Origin of the sequence: Amycolatopsis sp. lyj-90, assembly GCF_046549035.1 — a bacterium.
Lineage (GTDB): Bacteria > Actinomycetota > Actinomycetes > Mycobacteriales > Pseudonocardiaceae > Amycolatopsis.
Genome location: NZ_JAJPWP010000004.1, coordinates 210,279 through 222,959, shown reverse-complemented (window position 1 = coordinate 222,959; position 12,681 = coordinate 210,279). Strand labels below are relative to the sequence as shown.

13 protein-coding genes are annotated in these 12,681 nt (G+C 68.6%); 7 read left to right on the top strand and 6 right to left on the bottom strand.

Annotated features, from left to right (window positions below):
• Positions 1-816 precede the first annotated feature (816 nt).
• Positions 817-1,161: an MmcQ/YjbR family DNA-binding protein gene (locus tag ACLJPX_RS16980; protein WP_410600927.1), complete on the bottom strand. Its 345-nt coding sequence runs from the start codon at positions 1,159-1,161 to the stop codon at positions 817-819.
• Positions 1,162-1,313: 152 nt separating this feature from the next.
• Between ACLJPX_RS16980 and ACLJPX_RS16975 the strand changes: the two genes are divergently transcribed.
• Positions 1,314-1,943: a class I SAM-dependent DNA methyltransferase gene (locus tag ACLJPX_RS16975; RefSeq protein ID WP_410600926.1), complete on the top strand. Its 630-nt coding sequence runs from the start codon at positions 1,314-1,316 to the stop codon at positions 1,941-1,943.
• Positions 1,944-1,953: 10 nt separating this feature from the next.
• The gene (locus ACLJPX_RS16970) at positions 1,954-2,748 is read left to right on the top strand and encodes a glycosyltransferase (protein ID WP_410600925.1); all 795 of its coding nucleotides are present in this window, start codon (positions 1,954-1,956) and stop codon (positions 2,746-2,748) included.
• Here the strand turns inward: ACLJPX_RS16970 and ACLJPX_RS16965 are convergent.
• Entirely contained in the window at positions 2,666-3,262 is a 597-nt protein-coding gene (locus tag ACLJPX_RS16965; RefSeq protein WP_410600924.1) for a TetR/AcrR family transcriptional regulator, read from the bottom strand. The two genes, ACLJPX_RS16970 and ACLJPX_RS16965, sit on opposite strands and share 83 nt — an antisense overlap.
• A 90-nt stretch (positions 3,263-3,352) precedes the next feature.
• On the opposite strand from ACLJPX_RS16965, the gene ACLJPX_RS16960 reads away from it, so the two are divergent.
• Entirely contained in the window at positions 3,353-4,735 is a 1,383-nt protein-coding gene (locus tag ACLJPX_RS16960; RefSeq protein WP_410600923.1) for a cytochrome P450, read from the top strand.
• On the opposite strand, the gene ACLJPX_RS16955 is transcribed toward ACLJPX_RS16960, so the two are convergent.
• The gene (locus tag ACLJPX_RS16955) at positions 4,732-5,328 is read right to left on the bottom strand and encodes a TetR/AcrR family transcriptional regulator (protein WP_101607441.1); all 597 of its coding nucleotides are present in this window, start codon (positions 5,326-5,328) and stop codon (positions 4,732-4,734) included. The genes ACLJPX_RS16960 and ACLJPX_RS16955 overlap by 4 nt on opposite strands.
• 104 nt (positions 5,329-5,432) lie before the next feature.
• On the opposite strand from ACLJPX_RS16955, the gene ACLJPX_RS16950 reads away from it, so the two are divergent.
• Positions 5,433-6,128 (top strand): SDR family NAD(P)-dependent oxidoreductase, encoded by a 696-nt coding sequence (locus ACLJPX_RS16950; protein WP_410600922.1) that lies wholly within the window; start codon positions 5,433-5,435, stop codon positions 6,126-6,128.
• Positions 6,129-6,201: 73 nt separating this feature from the next.
• Complete coding sequence (locus tag ACLJPX_RS16945) at positions 6,202-6,654, top strand: carboxymuconolactone decarboxylase family protein (protein ID WP_101607439.1); 453 nt, start codon at positions 6,202-6,204, stop codon at positions 6,652-6,654.
• Positions 6,655-6,659: 5 nt separating this feature from the next.
• On the opposite strand, the gene ACLJPX_RS16940 is transcribed toward ACLJPX_RS16945, so the two are convergent.
• A complete protein-coding gene (locus tag ACLJPX_RS16940; RefSeq protein WP_410600921.1) occupies positions 6,660-7,391 on the bottom strand; it encodes a helix-turn-helix transcriptional regulator in 732 nt (243 codons plus the stop codon).
• Positions 7,392-7,511: 120 nt separating this feature from the next.
• Between ACLJPX_RS16940 and folE the strand changes: the two genes are divergently transcribed.
• A complete protein-coding gene (gene folE / locus ACLJPX_RS16935; protein ID WP_101607437.1) occupies positions 7,512-8,108 on the top strand; it encodes a GTP cyclohydrolase I FolE in 597 nt (198 codons plus the stop codon).
• Here the strand turns inward: folE and ACLJPX_RS16930 are convergent.
• Positions 8,098-9,348, bottom strand: a complete 1,251-nt coding sequence (locus ACLJPX_RS16930; RefSeq protein WP_410600920.1) for an MFS transporter — start codon at positions 9,346-9,348, stop codon at positions 8,098-8,100. The genes folE and ACLJPX_RS16930 overlap by 11 nt on opposite strands.
• 107 nt (positions 9,349-9,455) lie before the next feature.
• Here ACLJPX_RS16930 and ACLJPX_RS16925 point away from each other — a divergent pair, with 107 nt between their 5' ends.
• Complete coding sequence (locus tag ACLJPX_RS16925) at positions 9,456-11,987, top strand: P-loop NTPase fold protein (protein WP_410600919.1); 2,532 nt, start codon at positions 9,456-9,458, stop codon at positions 11,985-11,987.
• On the opposite strand, the gene ACLJPX_RS16920 is transcribed toward ACLJPX_RS16925, so the two are convergent.
• Positions 11,936-12,676 (bottom strand): flavin reductase family protein, encoded by a 741-nt coding sequence (locus ACLJPX_RS16920; RefSeq protein WP_410600918.1) that lies wholly within the window; start codon positions 12,674-12,676, stop codon positions 11,936-11,938. The two genes, ACLJPX_RS16925 and ACLJPX_RS16920, sit on opposite strands and share 52 nt — an antisense overlap.
• Positions 12,677-12,681 lie beyond the last annotated feature (5 nt).

The window sequence follows — 12,681 nt, the reverse complement described above, 5'->3', positions numbered from 1 at the left end:
TCGCCATGCCCAAACTCCGGGGCGCCCGGCCGAGGTCGCCATTCAGTGCCCGACGCACCGCTTTCCCGCACTCGACCCAGCTCAGCCACCCACCGCCAGGGTCAAGTACCGATTCGGGTTCAGGGCCAACAGTGCCGCTTACCCACGGCGGGCGAATCAAGACCACGGGTCCGTGAAGGCCCCCTTCACTGCGCTAGACGCAATGAAGGGGGCCTTTACGTACTTCAGGCGACCAGGCGCCGGAGCGGGCGGGTCGTCGAGCTACTGCACTGATTCCGACGCCGATTCAAACCCACTCATTCAAAAGAAAAGGTCCCGCTTCCGCTCAGCGAAGGCTGGGGGTTCCTGCGAGCAGAAGCGGGAGTTTATGGCCGATACGGTGGGCCGCCTCTCGGCGAGTGGCACGACACGGCTCCGGCCGAACCGGTATTCCGTGAAGGCGGAGGTTGAGGCCCGGGGGCACCATCCGTACCGACACTCTCTATAACGCACCACCGGCCGAAATGTTCCCCTGCACCAAGCCCCGATCCCTGTGACCCCCGTCAACACACGAATGCGCGAACAACAAAGAAGACCCGCTCCCGCTCAGCGAAGGCCTGGGGGTTACCTGCGAGCGGAAGCGGGAGCTAAAGGCCGATACGGTGGGCCGCCTCTCGGCGAGTGGCACAACATGGCTCCGGCCGAACCGGTATTCCATGAAGGCGGAGGTTGAGGCCCGGGGGCACCATCCGTACCGACACTCTCTACAACGCACGCAACCGCCACATGTTCCCGAGCGCCGAAGTGACGCGCGTCAACACACGAACGCGGTAACGGTCAGCAGGGCGGCGGAACCTGCTCCACCAGTTCGTCCGGGGCGGACAGCCGCCAGGCCTCGTAGACGAGTTCGGTCAGCTCGTCGGACTCGATGCCGTCGAGGTGGACCACCACCCAGCCGAAGCCCCCGGCGGTGAACTGCACTTCGAAGACGTCCGGCCGCTCGGCCACGAGCGCCTCTTGCTCGGACAGCGTCTGCTTCAGGCCGACGGTCTGGGTCCGCGGCCAGTAGTACCCGAACCGCTTGCCACGAACGCTGTACGACTCCCACTCGGTCGCGTCGGAACGCTGGACGTCCGCCAGCGCCTCCAGCATCCGGTGGAACTCGTCACTCCGCACACTCACCTGAAACCCCCAAACTCGGCGGCCACAGTCTAGGCGAACCCACCGACAAGACCGGGAGCCCGGCCCGGCAGTCCGAAGTGGACAGAGAGTCGACGCCGCCCGGCCGGGACGGTAGGTTCGCGTCGAGTCCACTCGACCCGGGGAGCTGAGGAATGGACCGACCGGTCACGGCTGCGGAACTGTTCGACGCCATCGGTTCCGCCTACGAGGACGCCTTCGGGCGGGCGCCGGTGGTCGACAAGGCGGTGCGGCACCTGCTGGCCGCGCTGCCGCCGTCGTCGAGGGTGCTCGACATCGGCAGCGGAACGGGCAGGCCGGTCGCCGAGGAGCTGTCCGCCGCCGGACATCGGGTGACCGGGCTCGACGTGTCGCCGGTGATGATCGGCCTCGCGCGCGAGCAGGTTCCCGCCGCCACCTTCATCCACGCCGACGTGCGCGAGTGGACCTCGCCGCCCGGGTCCTGGGAGGCGGTCTGCGCCTTCTTCCCGTTCCTGCAGATGCCGCGCAAGGACACCGAAGCCGTGCTCGCGCAGGTCGCGCGCTGGCTGGTACCCGGCGGCCTGTTCGCGCTGGTCACCGTGCCGCGCGACGCCGAGGACGTGCCGGCGGAGTTCTTCGGCCGCACCTTCCTCGAGACCAGTTTCGCGCCGGACGACCTCGTCCGCCGGGTCGGGGCGGCCGGGCTCGAGGTCACCGGGACGCATTCAGAGCTCTTCACCGCGGACGAGCCGGGGACACCTCCGGAGGAACACCTGCTGATCATGGCCCGCCGCCCCGGCTAGCGTTGCGTTCATGCCGGTCATCAGCGTGATCACCCCGGTCCACCCGCCGAGTCTTCCGTACCTGTCCGAGGCGTACGAGTCCCTCGCCTCGCAGGAACTCCCGCCGGGCTGGACCTGGGAATGGCTGGTGCAGGAGGACGGCGAGACCGGCCTGCTCGACGACGCCCTCCCCGCCGACGGACGCGTACTTCCCGGTTCTGGTCGCCGTGGCGGCCCTGGGGTGGCGAGGATGATGGCGTTGTCCCGTGCCTCCGGGGAGCTGATCAAGGCGCTCGACGCGGACGACGTCCTGGCGCCCGGCGCGCTCGCGCGCGACATCGCGGCGCTGGAGGATCCCGCGATCGGCTGGACGACCTGCCGGGTCCTCGACCTCCTCCCGGACGGGACCGCGGCCGGGGTCGACAGCGATCCCGAGGAGGGACCGATCGAACGAGGCGCGATCCTGCGGTACTGGCAGCGCAACGGCTACGTGTCGTCGGTGGTGGCCGGGACGTTGTGCATCCGCCGTGAACTGCTGCTGGACCTCGGCGGCTGGATGGCGCTGCCCGCGTCGGAGGACACCGGGCTGATCCTCGCCGCGAACGCCTCTTCCGACGGGTACTTCGTGGCCACCTGCGGCATGTACTACCGGAAGTGGCCGGGGCAGGTCACCGCGTCCGCCGCGCACAACGACGACGCGGAACGGCTCGCCAGGATGAAACTGATCGAGGAACGCGCCGCGGTCATGCTGGCACGTCGACGAGGTCGAGCAGCGCCTTCGCACACAGGTCGCGGGTCTGGTCCCGGGTCAGCCCGCGGTACTTGAGCCAGTCGAGGCAGACGGCGACGACGAAGGCCAGCCAGCCTCGGACGATCACTCGCAGGGTCTCCGGCGGGTCGCCGTCCGGGCACAGGACCGCCAGGATCCGGCGGCCCTGTTCGGCGAAGTTGTTGTCCAGGATCTCCCGGACGTCGTCGACCGCGATGGCCGTGCCCGCGTGCAGCGCCCGGTAACCGTCCTCGTTGGCCTCGACGTAGCGGAGATACGCGTCGAGTCCCGCCATCAACTGCTCCGCGACCGGCAGCGTGGGATCGGTCCTGGTCATCGCGAGCAGGCGTTCGCCCTCGGCCTTGATGACCTCGGTGACGAAGTCCCGTTTCGTCGGGAAGTAGTGGTAGAGCAGCCCCCGGGACACCTCGGCGATGTCCGCGACCTGCTCGATCCACACGTCGTCGTACGGCCGGTCCGCGAACAGGCGGGCGCCGATCCTCAGCAACTGTTCCCGCCGCTCGGCGGTGCTCAGCCTGCTGCGGGGCCTTCCGGGAGAACTCGGCGCCATTCGGACATCGTACTTACTTGACACGAGTTCAATACCACGCCACTCTCGCTATTGGATGTCGATTCAACAGTGCTCACCTGGAGGGGCCCGATGGCCACCGCACTCCCCCATCCCCCACGCCGGATCCCGCTGATCGGCGACGTGCTCGGCGTTTCACCGAAGACCCCGGTCCAGGACTCGATGCGGCATGCCACCGAACTGGGCCCCGTCTTCGAACGCAAGGTGTTCGGGCGCCGGATCGTGTTCGTCCATGGCGCGGAGATGGTCGCCGACCTCTCCGACGAGAAGCGGTTCGCGAAGCACGTCACGCCCGCGATCTCGAATCTGCGGCCGCTCGGCGGCGACGGGCTGTTCACCGCGCACAACGAAGAGCCGAACTGGCGGCGCGCGCACGAGATCCTCGCGCCCGCGTTCAGCCGCAACGCCATGCAGCGCTACCACCCGACGATGCTGGCGATCACCCGTGAACTGCTGGACACCTGGGACCGGGGCGGCGAGGTCGACGTCGCGGACGACATGACGAAGCTGACGCTGGAGACCATCGGGCGGACGGGGTTCGGCTACAGCTTCTCCTCGTTCGAACGGGCCGAACCGCATCCGTTCGTCGCCGCGATGGTCCGCACGCTGCGGCACGCGCAGCGGATGGCGCTCCAGCCGCCCGTCATCGGCCCGCTCCTCAGCCGCAAGGCGAACCGGCGCAACGAAGCCGACCTCGCCTTCCTCCACTCCGTCGTCGACGAGGTCGTCGAGGCACGCCGGGGTGACACGAGCACCGAGGACCTGCTCGGGCTCATGCTGAACACCACGCAGCCGGGCACCGGCGAGGCGCTCGACGAGGTCAACATCCGGAACCAGATCATCACCTTCCTGGTGGCCGGGCACGAGACCACGTCGGGTGCGCTGTCGTTCGCCTTGTACTACCTCGCCCGGAATCCTGACGTCCTCGCCCGCGCACAGTCCGAAGTGGACAAGGTCTGGGGCGAGAACCCGGATCCGTCCTACGAGGAGGTCGTCAAGCTCCGCTATGTCCGGCGAGTGCTCGACGAGGCGCTGCGGCTCTGGCCGACAGCGCCCGCGTTCGCGCGCCAGGCCCAGGTGGACACCGTCGTCGGCGGCTCCTACCGGCTCCGGAAGGGCGAGTGGGCACTCGTCCTCATCCCGGCACTGCACCGTGATCCGGTCTGGGGAGACGACCCCGAGTCGTTCGACCCCGACCGCTTCGCCCCGGATCGCAACCGGGCCCGCCCGGCGCACGTCTACAAGCCGTTCGGCACCGGCGAGCGGGCCTGTATCGGGCGGCAGTTCGCCCTGCACGAGGCGACGCTGGTCCTCGGCATGCTGCTGAGCCGCTACGACCTGCGCGGCGAACCGTCCTACCGGCTGAAGGTGCAGGAGCTGCTGACGCTGAAGCCCGAGGGGTTCAAGCTCGACGTCTCCCTCCGCGATCGCGCGACGGTGGGAACGACCGCCTAAGCGCCGGGCTTGAGCAGTTCGTCGAAGAGGGCGTCCACCAGGCCGCGGGGAACGCTCGCCCCCGTCAGGGCCCGGTAGACGACCGGGCCCGTGATGGCGTCGATGGCGGCATCGAGGTCGAGCCTGGGTGAGATCTCACCGGTCTCGATTCCGCGCGTGAGAAGGTCACGCTCCAGCTCACGGCGCGGATCGAGATAGCGGACGTGAAGGCTCTCGGCCGTCTCCGGGTTGTGCTGCGCCTCGGCGATGAGGGCGAGCAGGACCTTGCCCGCCGGATCACGGGTGACGAACCGCGCGAAGCCGCGGAAATAGCCGCGGATGCCGTCCTCTGTGGACTTGTCCATCGGTACAGGGAAGCGCTTTTCGCTGTCTTCGATGAGCGTGTCGAGCAGGATCTCGACCTTCGAGGGCCACCAGCGGTAGATCGTCTGCTTGGCGACGCCCGCCCGGCGCGCGATCGCCTCGATGGTCAGCCGGGCGAAGCCGTGCTCGACGAGCAGGTCGTCCGCGGCATGGAGCACGGCGAGGCGGGCGGCCTCGTCGCGCTGATTGCCGGAGCGCGCCCTGGGGGGTTGCGAATTCGCGGCGGGCATGCGGGCCACAGTACCGGTCGGTGCGGGAAGGCGCGGCAGCAACCGTGATACTGTCTAGACGCAACGTCGCGTCTAGACAAATACCCGAACCTCAAGGAGTTTCCGTGTCCGACACCTCCAATCGACAAGCCCTCGTCATCGGCGCCTCCCGAGGACTGGGGCTCGCCCTCGCCGAGGAGCTCGCCCGGCGCGGCCGACAAGTCATCGCCACAGCACGTCAAGAAGGCGGCGAGCTACGGGCGAAGGCCGACGCCTCGAACGGACGGCTGCGGGTCGAATCGCTGGAGATGACCAGTGACGACCAGCTCGCAGCCCTGCGCGAGCGCCTGGACGGCACCGAACTGGACCTGCTCTTCGTCAACGCCGCGATCGATCGCGGGAACCTGCCGATCACCGAGGTCTCAGCCGACACCTTCGCCGAAGTGATGCTCACCAACGCGCTGAGCCCGCTTCGCACCGTCGAGGCCCTCCGCGATCTGGTCGTACCCGGTGGCACCGTCGCGGTCATGTCCTCCAGGCAGGGCAGCGTCTCCCTGAACACCCGGCCGGGCTTCGAGCTGTACAAGGCCAGCAAGGCCGCGCTCAACCAGTTGATGCGCAGCTACTCCACCCGGCACGCCGACGATGGGCACACCAAGCTGCTCATCCACCCCGGCCACAACCAGACACCGCTCGGCGGCCCCGGCGCTCCCCTCTCCCCCGCGGAGAGCATGCCGGCCGTCGTCGACGTCCTCGAAGCTCAAGCGGGCGCGAAGGGGCTGCAGTTCCTCGATCTCTACGGCGAAGTCGTGCCTTGGTAGGGCCCGGTCACATCTTCCTCCCGGGATCCGTCAGTGCGGTGAAAGCAAGACGGAAACCCTGGAGGAGAACCTCATGGAAGCACGGATCCCGAACCCGGCACTGGCGAACCCCGCCACGTTGAAGGCCCTGATCGCGCTGGCGGAGTCGACCGGCGACACCGGCGTCCCGAACACCACGCACTACCTCATGCACGTCCGCGCGAGCCAGATCAACGGGTGCAGCGGCTGCCTGGAGATGCACACCAAGGAACTGCGCAAGGCGGGCGAGTCCGACGAGCGGATCTTCACCGTCGCCGCGTGGCGTGACACGGCCTACTTCACCGACGCGGAACGTGCGGCCCTCGCGCTGGCCGAGGCCCTCACGCGGATCGCGGACCGGGCCGACCCGGTCGACGACGAGGTCTGGGCGGAAGCGGCCCGTCACTACGACGAAAAGCAGCTGTCGAGCCTGGTCCTGTCCATCGCCGCCATCAACACCTGGAACCGGCTCAACGTCGCCACCCGGCAGGTCGCCGGCGCCGCCTGACCTGCTTACCTGGCCTGCCGCAGCTCCACGCAGCACTCGGCCGCGCCGGGGACGAGGACCGCTTCCACGTTCCCGGCGCGCACGCCGGTCAGGAAACCGGCCAGGAAGGCCTGGTTGAGCCCGCAGACCAGCTCCGGCGCCTCGGCGGCCAGCGGGTGGAACGGGCAGTTCCGCAGCCGGACGCAGGTGCTGGTGTCCCGGCTCGGCTCGAAGCCGTGACGGCGAAGGACCCCTTCGGCCACGGTGAGCGCACGTTCCACGCCGAGCCTGCCCGGCCGGGTCCGTGCGCGTTCCTCTTCGCCCGCCGCGAAACCACGCTCCCCCGCGACCCGCAGGACGGCGTCCCGCGCGGTCTCGCCGGTCCCTTCGGCGAGTACGGCCTCGGCGAGGATGCCCGCCAGGATCTCGTGCCGCCGCACGGGAAGCTGCACCTGGATGGCCTCGTCGACAGGTTCGTAGACCTTGGGCCTGCGCCCGACCTTGACCACCGGCCCCGCCGCGAAGCCGAACTTGAGCAGCCCCGCCGCCACGAGTTTGTCGAGGTGGAAGGCGGCGAGCTTCCGGGAGATCCCGACCGCGGCCGCCGCCTCGTCCCGCGTCACCGGACGCCGCGCGCCCCGGGCGTAGGCGTACATGCCCCGGCGGAGGTCGTCGTCGAGCGCCGCCACCGCGGTGATGGAACGGGCGTCGAAGCCGTCCGGATCGGACACTGTCACGTACACCACGATATCGCCCATCTCAACCGGCGGAGCATCCTGAACTGCGGATCTACCATGTAGGCTGAACCGGCGGGCGATAAAACGCCCAAAAATCTTAGTCGAATTGCTCTGGGGATCGCGGTCAGCCTAGGAGGCCTTATGTCCACTCCAGCCTTGCGTGTCGTGCACGAACCCGGGCCGGGGCCGGACCTGGAGGCCGCCGAGGCAGCGGCCGCCGATCTCCTCACCGCACTGGGCATTTCGCTGGACTCCGAGAGCCTTCGCGGCACCCCGGGCCGGATGGCCCGCGCGTACGCCGAACTGTTCACCCCGCGGTCGTTCGACCTCACGACCTTCCCCAACGACGAGGGTTACGACGAGCTCGTTCTCGCCAGGGGGATTCCGGTCCGCTCCGTCTGCGAACACCACCTGCTGCCGTTCGTCGGCGTCGCGCACGTCGGTTACCTGCCCGGCGATCGGATCCTGGGCCTGTCGAAACTGGCCAGGATCGTCGAGCACTTCGCCTGCCGGCCGCAGGTTCAGGAACGGCTCACGAAACAGGTCGCCGACTGGCTCGACGAGCAGCTCGAGCCGCGCGGTGTCGGCGTCGTGATCGAGGCGGAGCACTCGTGCATGACCCTGCGCGGTGTCCAAGCCGCCGGTTCGAGCACCGTCACCTCCACCCTGCTCGGCACGCTGCGCGAAGACGCCCGTTCACGCCAGGAGTTCTTCGCCCTCACCGGCATCAACGGCTGACAGCGGGCTCTTGCGCGTAGGCCGCGGAGACGACCTCGCGATCGAAAACCCGCCAGGTGAGCGCGGAAACGACCATCGCCACCACGAAGCCCACCCAGTAAGGCGTCGTCAGGCCGAACTCGGAAGCCACCACGCCACCGAGCAGCGCGCCGAAGCAGGTCCCGCCCGCGACGATGAACAAGCTGGTACTTCCGACGCGGCCGAGCATCTCCGGCGGGGTGAGCCGCTGGCGCAGGGAACTGCCGACGATGCCCCACAGCGCGCCGTGCACCCCGAACAGGAACAACGTCACCCCGACCACCGGCGCGCTCGTGCTCGTCGCGAGCACCAGATGGGTCCCGGCCTCGACCAGCAGCCCGATCCTCAACGTCCAGGTCGGCGTGCACCAGGCGATCAGCCGGTCGCCCGCGACCGAGCCGAGCAGCCCGCCCACCGCCATGCAGGTGAAGAGCAAGCCGTACCCGACGGCCCCCAGCTGAAGCCGCTCCTTGGCCAGCAGCACCAGTATCGAGGTGGCCGCCACGAGCGTCACGTTCAGCAGGCCGATCAGCCCGACCATGGTCCGCAGCAGGCGCTGGCCCGCGAGCCAGCGGAACCCTTCGGCCACCTCCGCCCGGATCGAGCGCCGCTTCACCGGCTCGCCGGGGCCGTCGTCGGACCGTGGCCGGTAGGCGCCCGCGATCAGCCCGAGCAGAAGGGCGCTGACCGCGTACGTCCCGGCGTTGACGTAGAACGGGATGCTTGCCGCGACACCGAACAGGAATCCGCTCAGCGGCCCGGAGAGCATGCCGTGGGTCAACGTCGTCCCGGCGTACAGCCGCCCGTTCGCCCGCTCCAGCAACGCCTTCGGGACGATCGAGGGCAACATGGCACCGCTCGCCGTCCGGAACACGACCTCCCCCGAGTTGATCACGAAGAGAACGGCGTAGAGCAGGGCGACACCGGCGTTCCCCGTCGTGATCGCGACCGCCAGCAGGGCGACGGCGGGGACGCGGATCCAGTCGAGCGTGATCATCAGTTTGCGCCGGTCCACCCTGTCGACCAGCACCCCGCCCGGCAGCGAGAAGAGCAGCCAAGGCAGCCACGCCACCGCGAACCCGCCCGAGACCACGAGCGGATCGTCGGTGCGGGACGCGATCAGCAACGGTGCCGCCACCGTCGCGAGACCGCTGCCCAGTGCGGAGGTCGTGCTCGCCGCCCAGAGTTTGACGTACCTGCCGTCCAGCCGCTCCCCCGTCATGGAATCCAACGTAGCGAGCGGTGACCGAGCGGAGGCGGAGTTTCACCCACAGCTGAGCAGCGGCCCTCTAGACTGCCCTTCCGTTCGGCCTTGGGAGGGGACCACGGATGGTGCTGGTGCGCGACGTCGATCCGTCGATTCTGCTGAAGGGCAAGCCACGGGGTTCGAGTCTCGGCCTCTACCTACCTCGCGATATCGATGGAGACCTCAGGTCCACACTATCGACCGCACGGTTCACGCTCATCGTGTTCGAGACCAACTCAGGCGCCCGGCGCTCGGCCTACGAAGCCCTGCTCGCGGTACTCCCGCAGACTGAGCTGATCGTCGAACCGGAGATCAACGATCTCGCGCTCGACCGGGATGCCGCCCCGGCCGTGATCTGGCTCGACAACAAGCTGCCCCAGGTCATCGGCCGTGAACCTGCCATCGTCGAGAACTGGCTCGCGAGAGATCCCGCCCGGCGCGTGCTCGGGCTCGTGGGCGCCAGCAACTTCGAGAACCCGAACCTGCGCCGCGGCATCGATCGCCTTCGCCCCGCGGTCCATCGCATCCTGCCGGAACTCTCCACGAAGGAGCGGACCACCGCCGAGCGGATGCACAACTGGCCGCACGCTCTCACCATCGAGGAACTCACCCGCGCACGCGTCACGAACGCGGCGGCGGTCCCCGACCCCTTCGCAGCCCACGTCGCCGACTACCGGCCCGACACCGACGACGGCGTCGACCGCCTCGGCATCGGCCCCGACGTGCGCATGCTCGCGGACCTGGTCGTCTCCAGGATGATCACCCCTCCCCTGTCGATCGGCCTGTTCGGCAGCTGGGGTTCCGGCAAGAGCTTCTTCATGCGCCAGATGCAGCTGCGCGTCCGCGAACTCGCCGATTCCGCCCAGGAGGCCGAAACCGTGGCCGGCGCGCACGGGAAAGCCGTGTCGTCCTACTGTTCGAGCGTCCGCCAGATCAGCTTCAACGCCTGGCACTACAGCGAAGCGAACCTTCTCGCCAGTCTCGCCACGCACATCTTCGACAACCTCGCCGCGAGCGGCGCTGAGAACGACCTCCAGCGTCAGGCCGACGCGCTCGCCGAACGCCGCAAGACCGAGAAGACCCTCCTCGGCAGGCTCAGCGCGGTCCGCCTCGAACGCAGAACCCTGACCGCCCAGCAGAAACAAGCGAAGCGAAGGCGACGGAAGCCGCGTGACTACGTCCGCGCGGTCTTCGACAGCCTGACCGACGCGGACAAGGCCTGGATCGCGTCCAGGCTCGGCGTCGAACGGCCGACCGCCGAGGATCTCGAACGCCTGGCGCAGGAGACCGGCGGGCTGCGTTCGGACGTCGCCGAATTCTGGCGACGGTTGCGGCAGGATCCGGTTCCACTGCTGATCCTGATCGGCGGGCTGGTGACGGTCCTGGTCGTCACGTTGCTCGTCGGCCGGACGCAGGTTTCGGGCGTGCTCGGCGGGCTCACCCTGGTGAGTTCCGCGCTGACCGTCGTCCTGCGGATGCGCGCCAGCGCGGACCGGATCCACGAGGCGCTCGGCAAACTCGGCGGTCCGTCCGAAGAGGACGAAGAGACCGAGCGGCGGCTGGCCGAGCTGGACGCGGAATCAGAAAGGCTCGAGAAGGCGGTCACCGAACTCGCGCCGGGGCTGGACCTGGTGTCGTTCGCCGAGTCCCGGGTTTCGGACTACGTCGAGCATCTCGGTGTGGTTTCGCTGCTGCGCAAGGATCTCGAGACGTTCGCGACCATGCTCGCCGAGGTCCCGCACGGTTCCGGGAAGATCGAACGGACCGTGCTCTACATCGACGACCTCGACCGCTGCCCGCCCAAAGTCGTCGTCCAGGTCCTCGAAGCCATCCATCTCCTGCTGGCGCTGCCGGTGTTCGTCGTCGTGGTGGGCGTCGACTCCCGATGGCTGAAGAGAGCCGTCGAGCAGCACTACGAAGAGATGCTCGGCGACGATCCGGAAACCTTCGCCGAGAACTATCTCGAAAAGATCTTCCAGGTGCCGTTCACGTTGTCCCCCATGGACGATCCAGGGTTCGCGGGGCTCGTGCGCGGGCTCGCCGCCACCGAGGGTCAGGACGCCACGCCGGTGTCCAGGCCCGCCGAAGCGGATCAGGCCACCGAATCCCGCTCTCCGGCCGTGTCCGGGCAGGCTCCTCTTCCCGAGGAAGTACCGGAACCGTCGTCCGAACAGTCCACAATAGACCTTCGACCTCCTCGGCTGGTGATCTCACTGGCGGAGCTGGACTTCCTGGCGACCCTCGCCCCGCTCGTCCGGTCACCGCGGGCCGCGAAAAGACTCCTCAACCTCTACCGGCTACTGCGGGCGCGGCTCGCTGGCGAGGACTTGGCCGAGTTCCTCGCCGACGGCGACCGCGAGGCACCGTTTCGCGCGGTGCTGGTCCTGCTCTCCGTACTCGTCGGGTATCCGGAGGTGGCTTCCTGGTTCTTCGCCGCCCTCGACGGGCTGGACCCCGACGACAACGCGCTCGAAATCGTGTCGTCACTGAACGACCACGAGTTGCGGCCGAAGGTCGAACGCGGCCTCGTCGGCGGCTCGTGGCCGGAACTGGCCGTGTCGTATCAGCGCTGGTTGCCGTTGGTGAACCGGTTCTCGTTCGCCCGCGACGACTGATCCCGCGACCGCTCGATGTCCGGTCCCCGGTAGAGCCGTTCCGGGATCTGCGCCAGCGTCGACGGATGAACCTGCGGGCCGAGGCCGTAGAGCTTCTGGAAGCTCATGATCAGCGGCCGCCACCGGTCGGGATCGATGCGGTCGTCGGTGCCCGGCATCCGCACCTCGTCGTGGACGTGGACGCGCTGAACGCGGACCTCGAACACGAGGACGCCGCCACGTTGCGCCTCGTCGTCCTCGGCGAGCGGGTGGACCGCTTCGACGACGGCCTCCATCGTCACCGGGCATTCCGCCACGCGCGGCGGCCGGACCGTCTCCGAGGCGACCGGGGTCAGGCCCGCCCTGCCGAACTTGTCCGCTTCGTGCCGGTAGCCGCGCTGGTACTTGCGGGCCGGGACGGGATCCGATCCGGTGGTCAGGGCGAGCTTGTCGACCGCGGCCGCCAGATCGTCGGAAGGGAGATTCAGAACACATTCACGGTTGCGCATGAGATTCTGCGCGGTCTTGGATTTCGCGCCCAGTCCGAGCATCCCCCGCCATCCGAGCCAGAACGCCGACGACATCGGGGCCAGGTTCGGGGAACCCGCCTGGTCGACGGTCGAAAGAAGCACCACGGGGGTGCCGAAGTAGAGGATGCCGGGCTCAATACGGGTGTGCGCGGTCTCGGCCGCTGACGTCGTAACTGTCACGTTCG

Bases quoted from the DNA above. Each gene is read 5' to 3' on its own strand.
- folE (WP_101607437.1), top strand. From the start codon at position 7,512: ATGTCCACTCCAGCCTTGCGTGTCGTGCACGAACCCGGGCCGGGGCCG.
- ACLJPX_RS16925 (WP_410600919.1), top strand. From the start codon at position 9,456: ATGGTGCTGGTGCGCGACGTCGATCCGTCGATTCTGCTGAAGGGCAAG.
- ACLJPX_RS16975 (WP_410600926.1), top strand. From the start codon at position 1,314: ATGGACCGACCGGTCACGGCTGCGGAACTGTTCGACGCCATCGGTTCC.
- ACLJPX_RS16945 (WP_101607439.1), top strand. From the start codon at position 6,202: ATGGAAGCACGGATCCCGAACCCGGCACTGGCGAACCCCGCCACGTTG.
- ACLJPX_RS16940 (WP_410600921.1), bottom strand. From the start codon at position 7,391: ATGGGCGATATCGTGGTGTACGTGACAGTGTCCGATCCGGACGGCTTC.
- ACLJPX_RS16970 (WP_410600925.1), top strand. From the start codon at position 1,954: ATGCCGGTCATCAGCGTGATCACCCCGGTCCACCCGCCGAGTCTTCCG.
- ACLJPX_RS16960 (WP_410600923.1), top strand. From the start codon at position 3,353: ATGGCCACCGCACTCCCCCATCCCCCACGCCGGATCCCGCTGATCGGC.
- ACLJPX_RS16965 (WP_410600924.1), bottom strand. From the start codon at position 3,262: ATGGCGCCGAGTTCTCCCGGAAGGCCCCGCAGCAGGCTGAGCACCGCC.
- ACLJPX_RS16955 (WP_101607441.1), bottom strand. From the start codon at position 5,328: ATGCCCGCCGCGAATTCGCAACCCCCCAGGGCGCGCTCCGGCAATCAG.
- ACLJPX_RS16930 (WP_410600920.1), bottom strand. From the start codon at position 9,348: ATGACGGGGGAGCGGCTGGACGGCAGGTACGTCAAACTCTGGGCGGCG.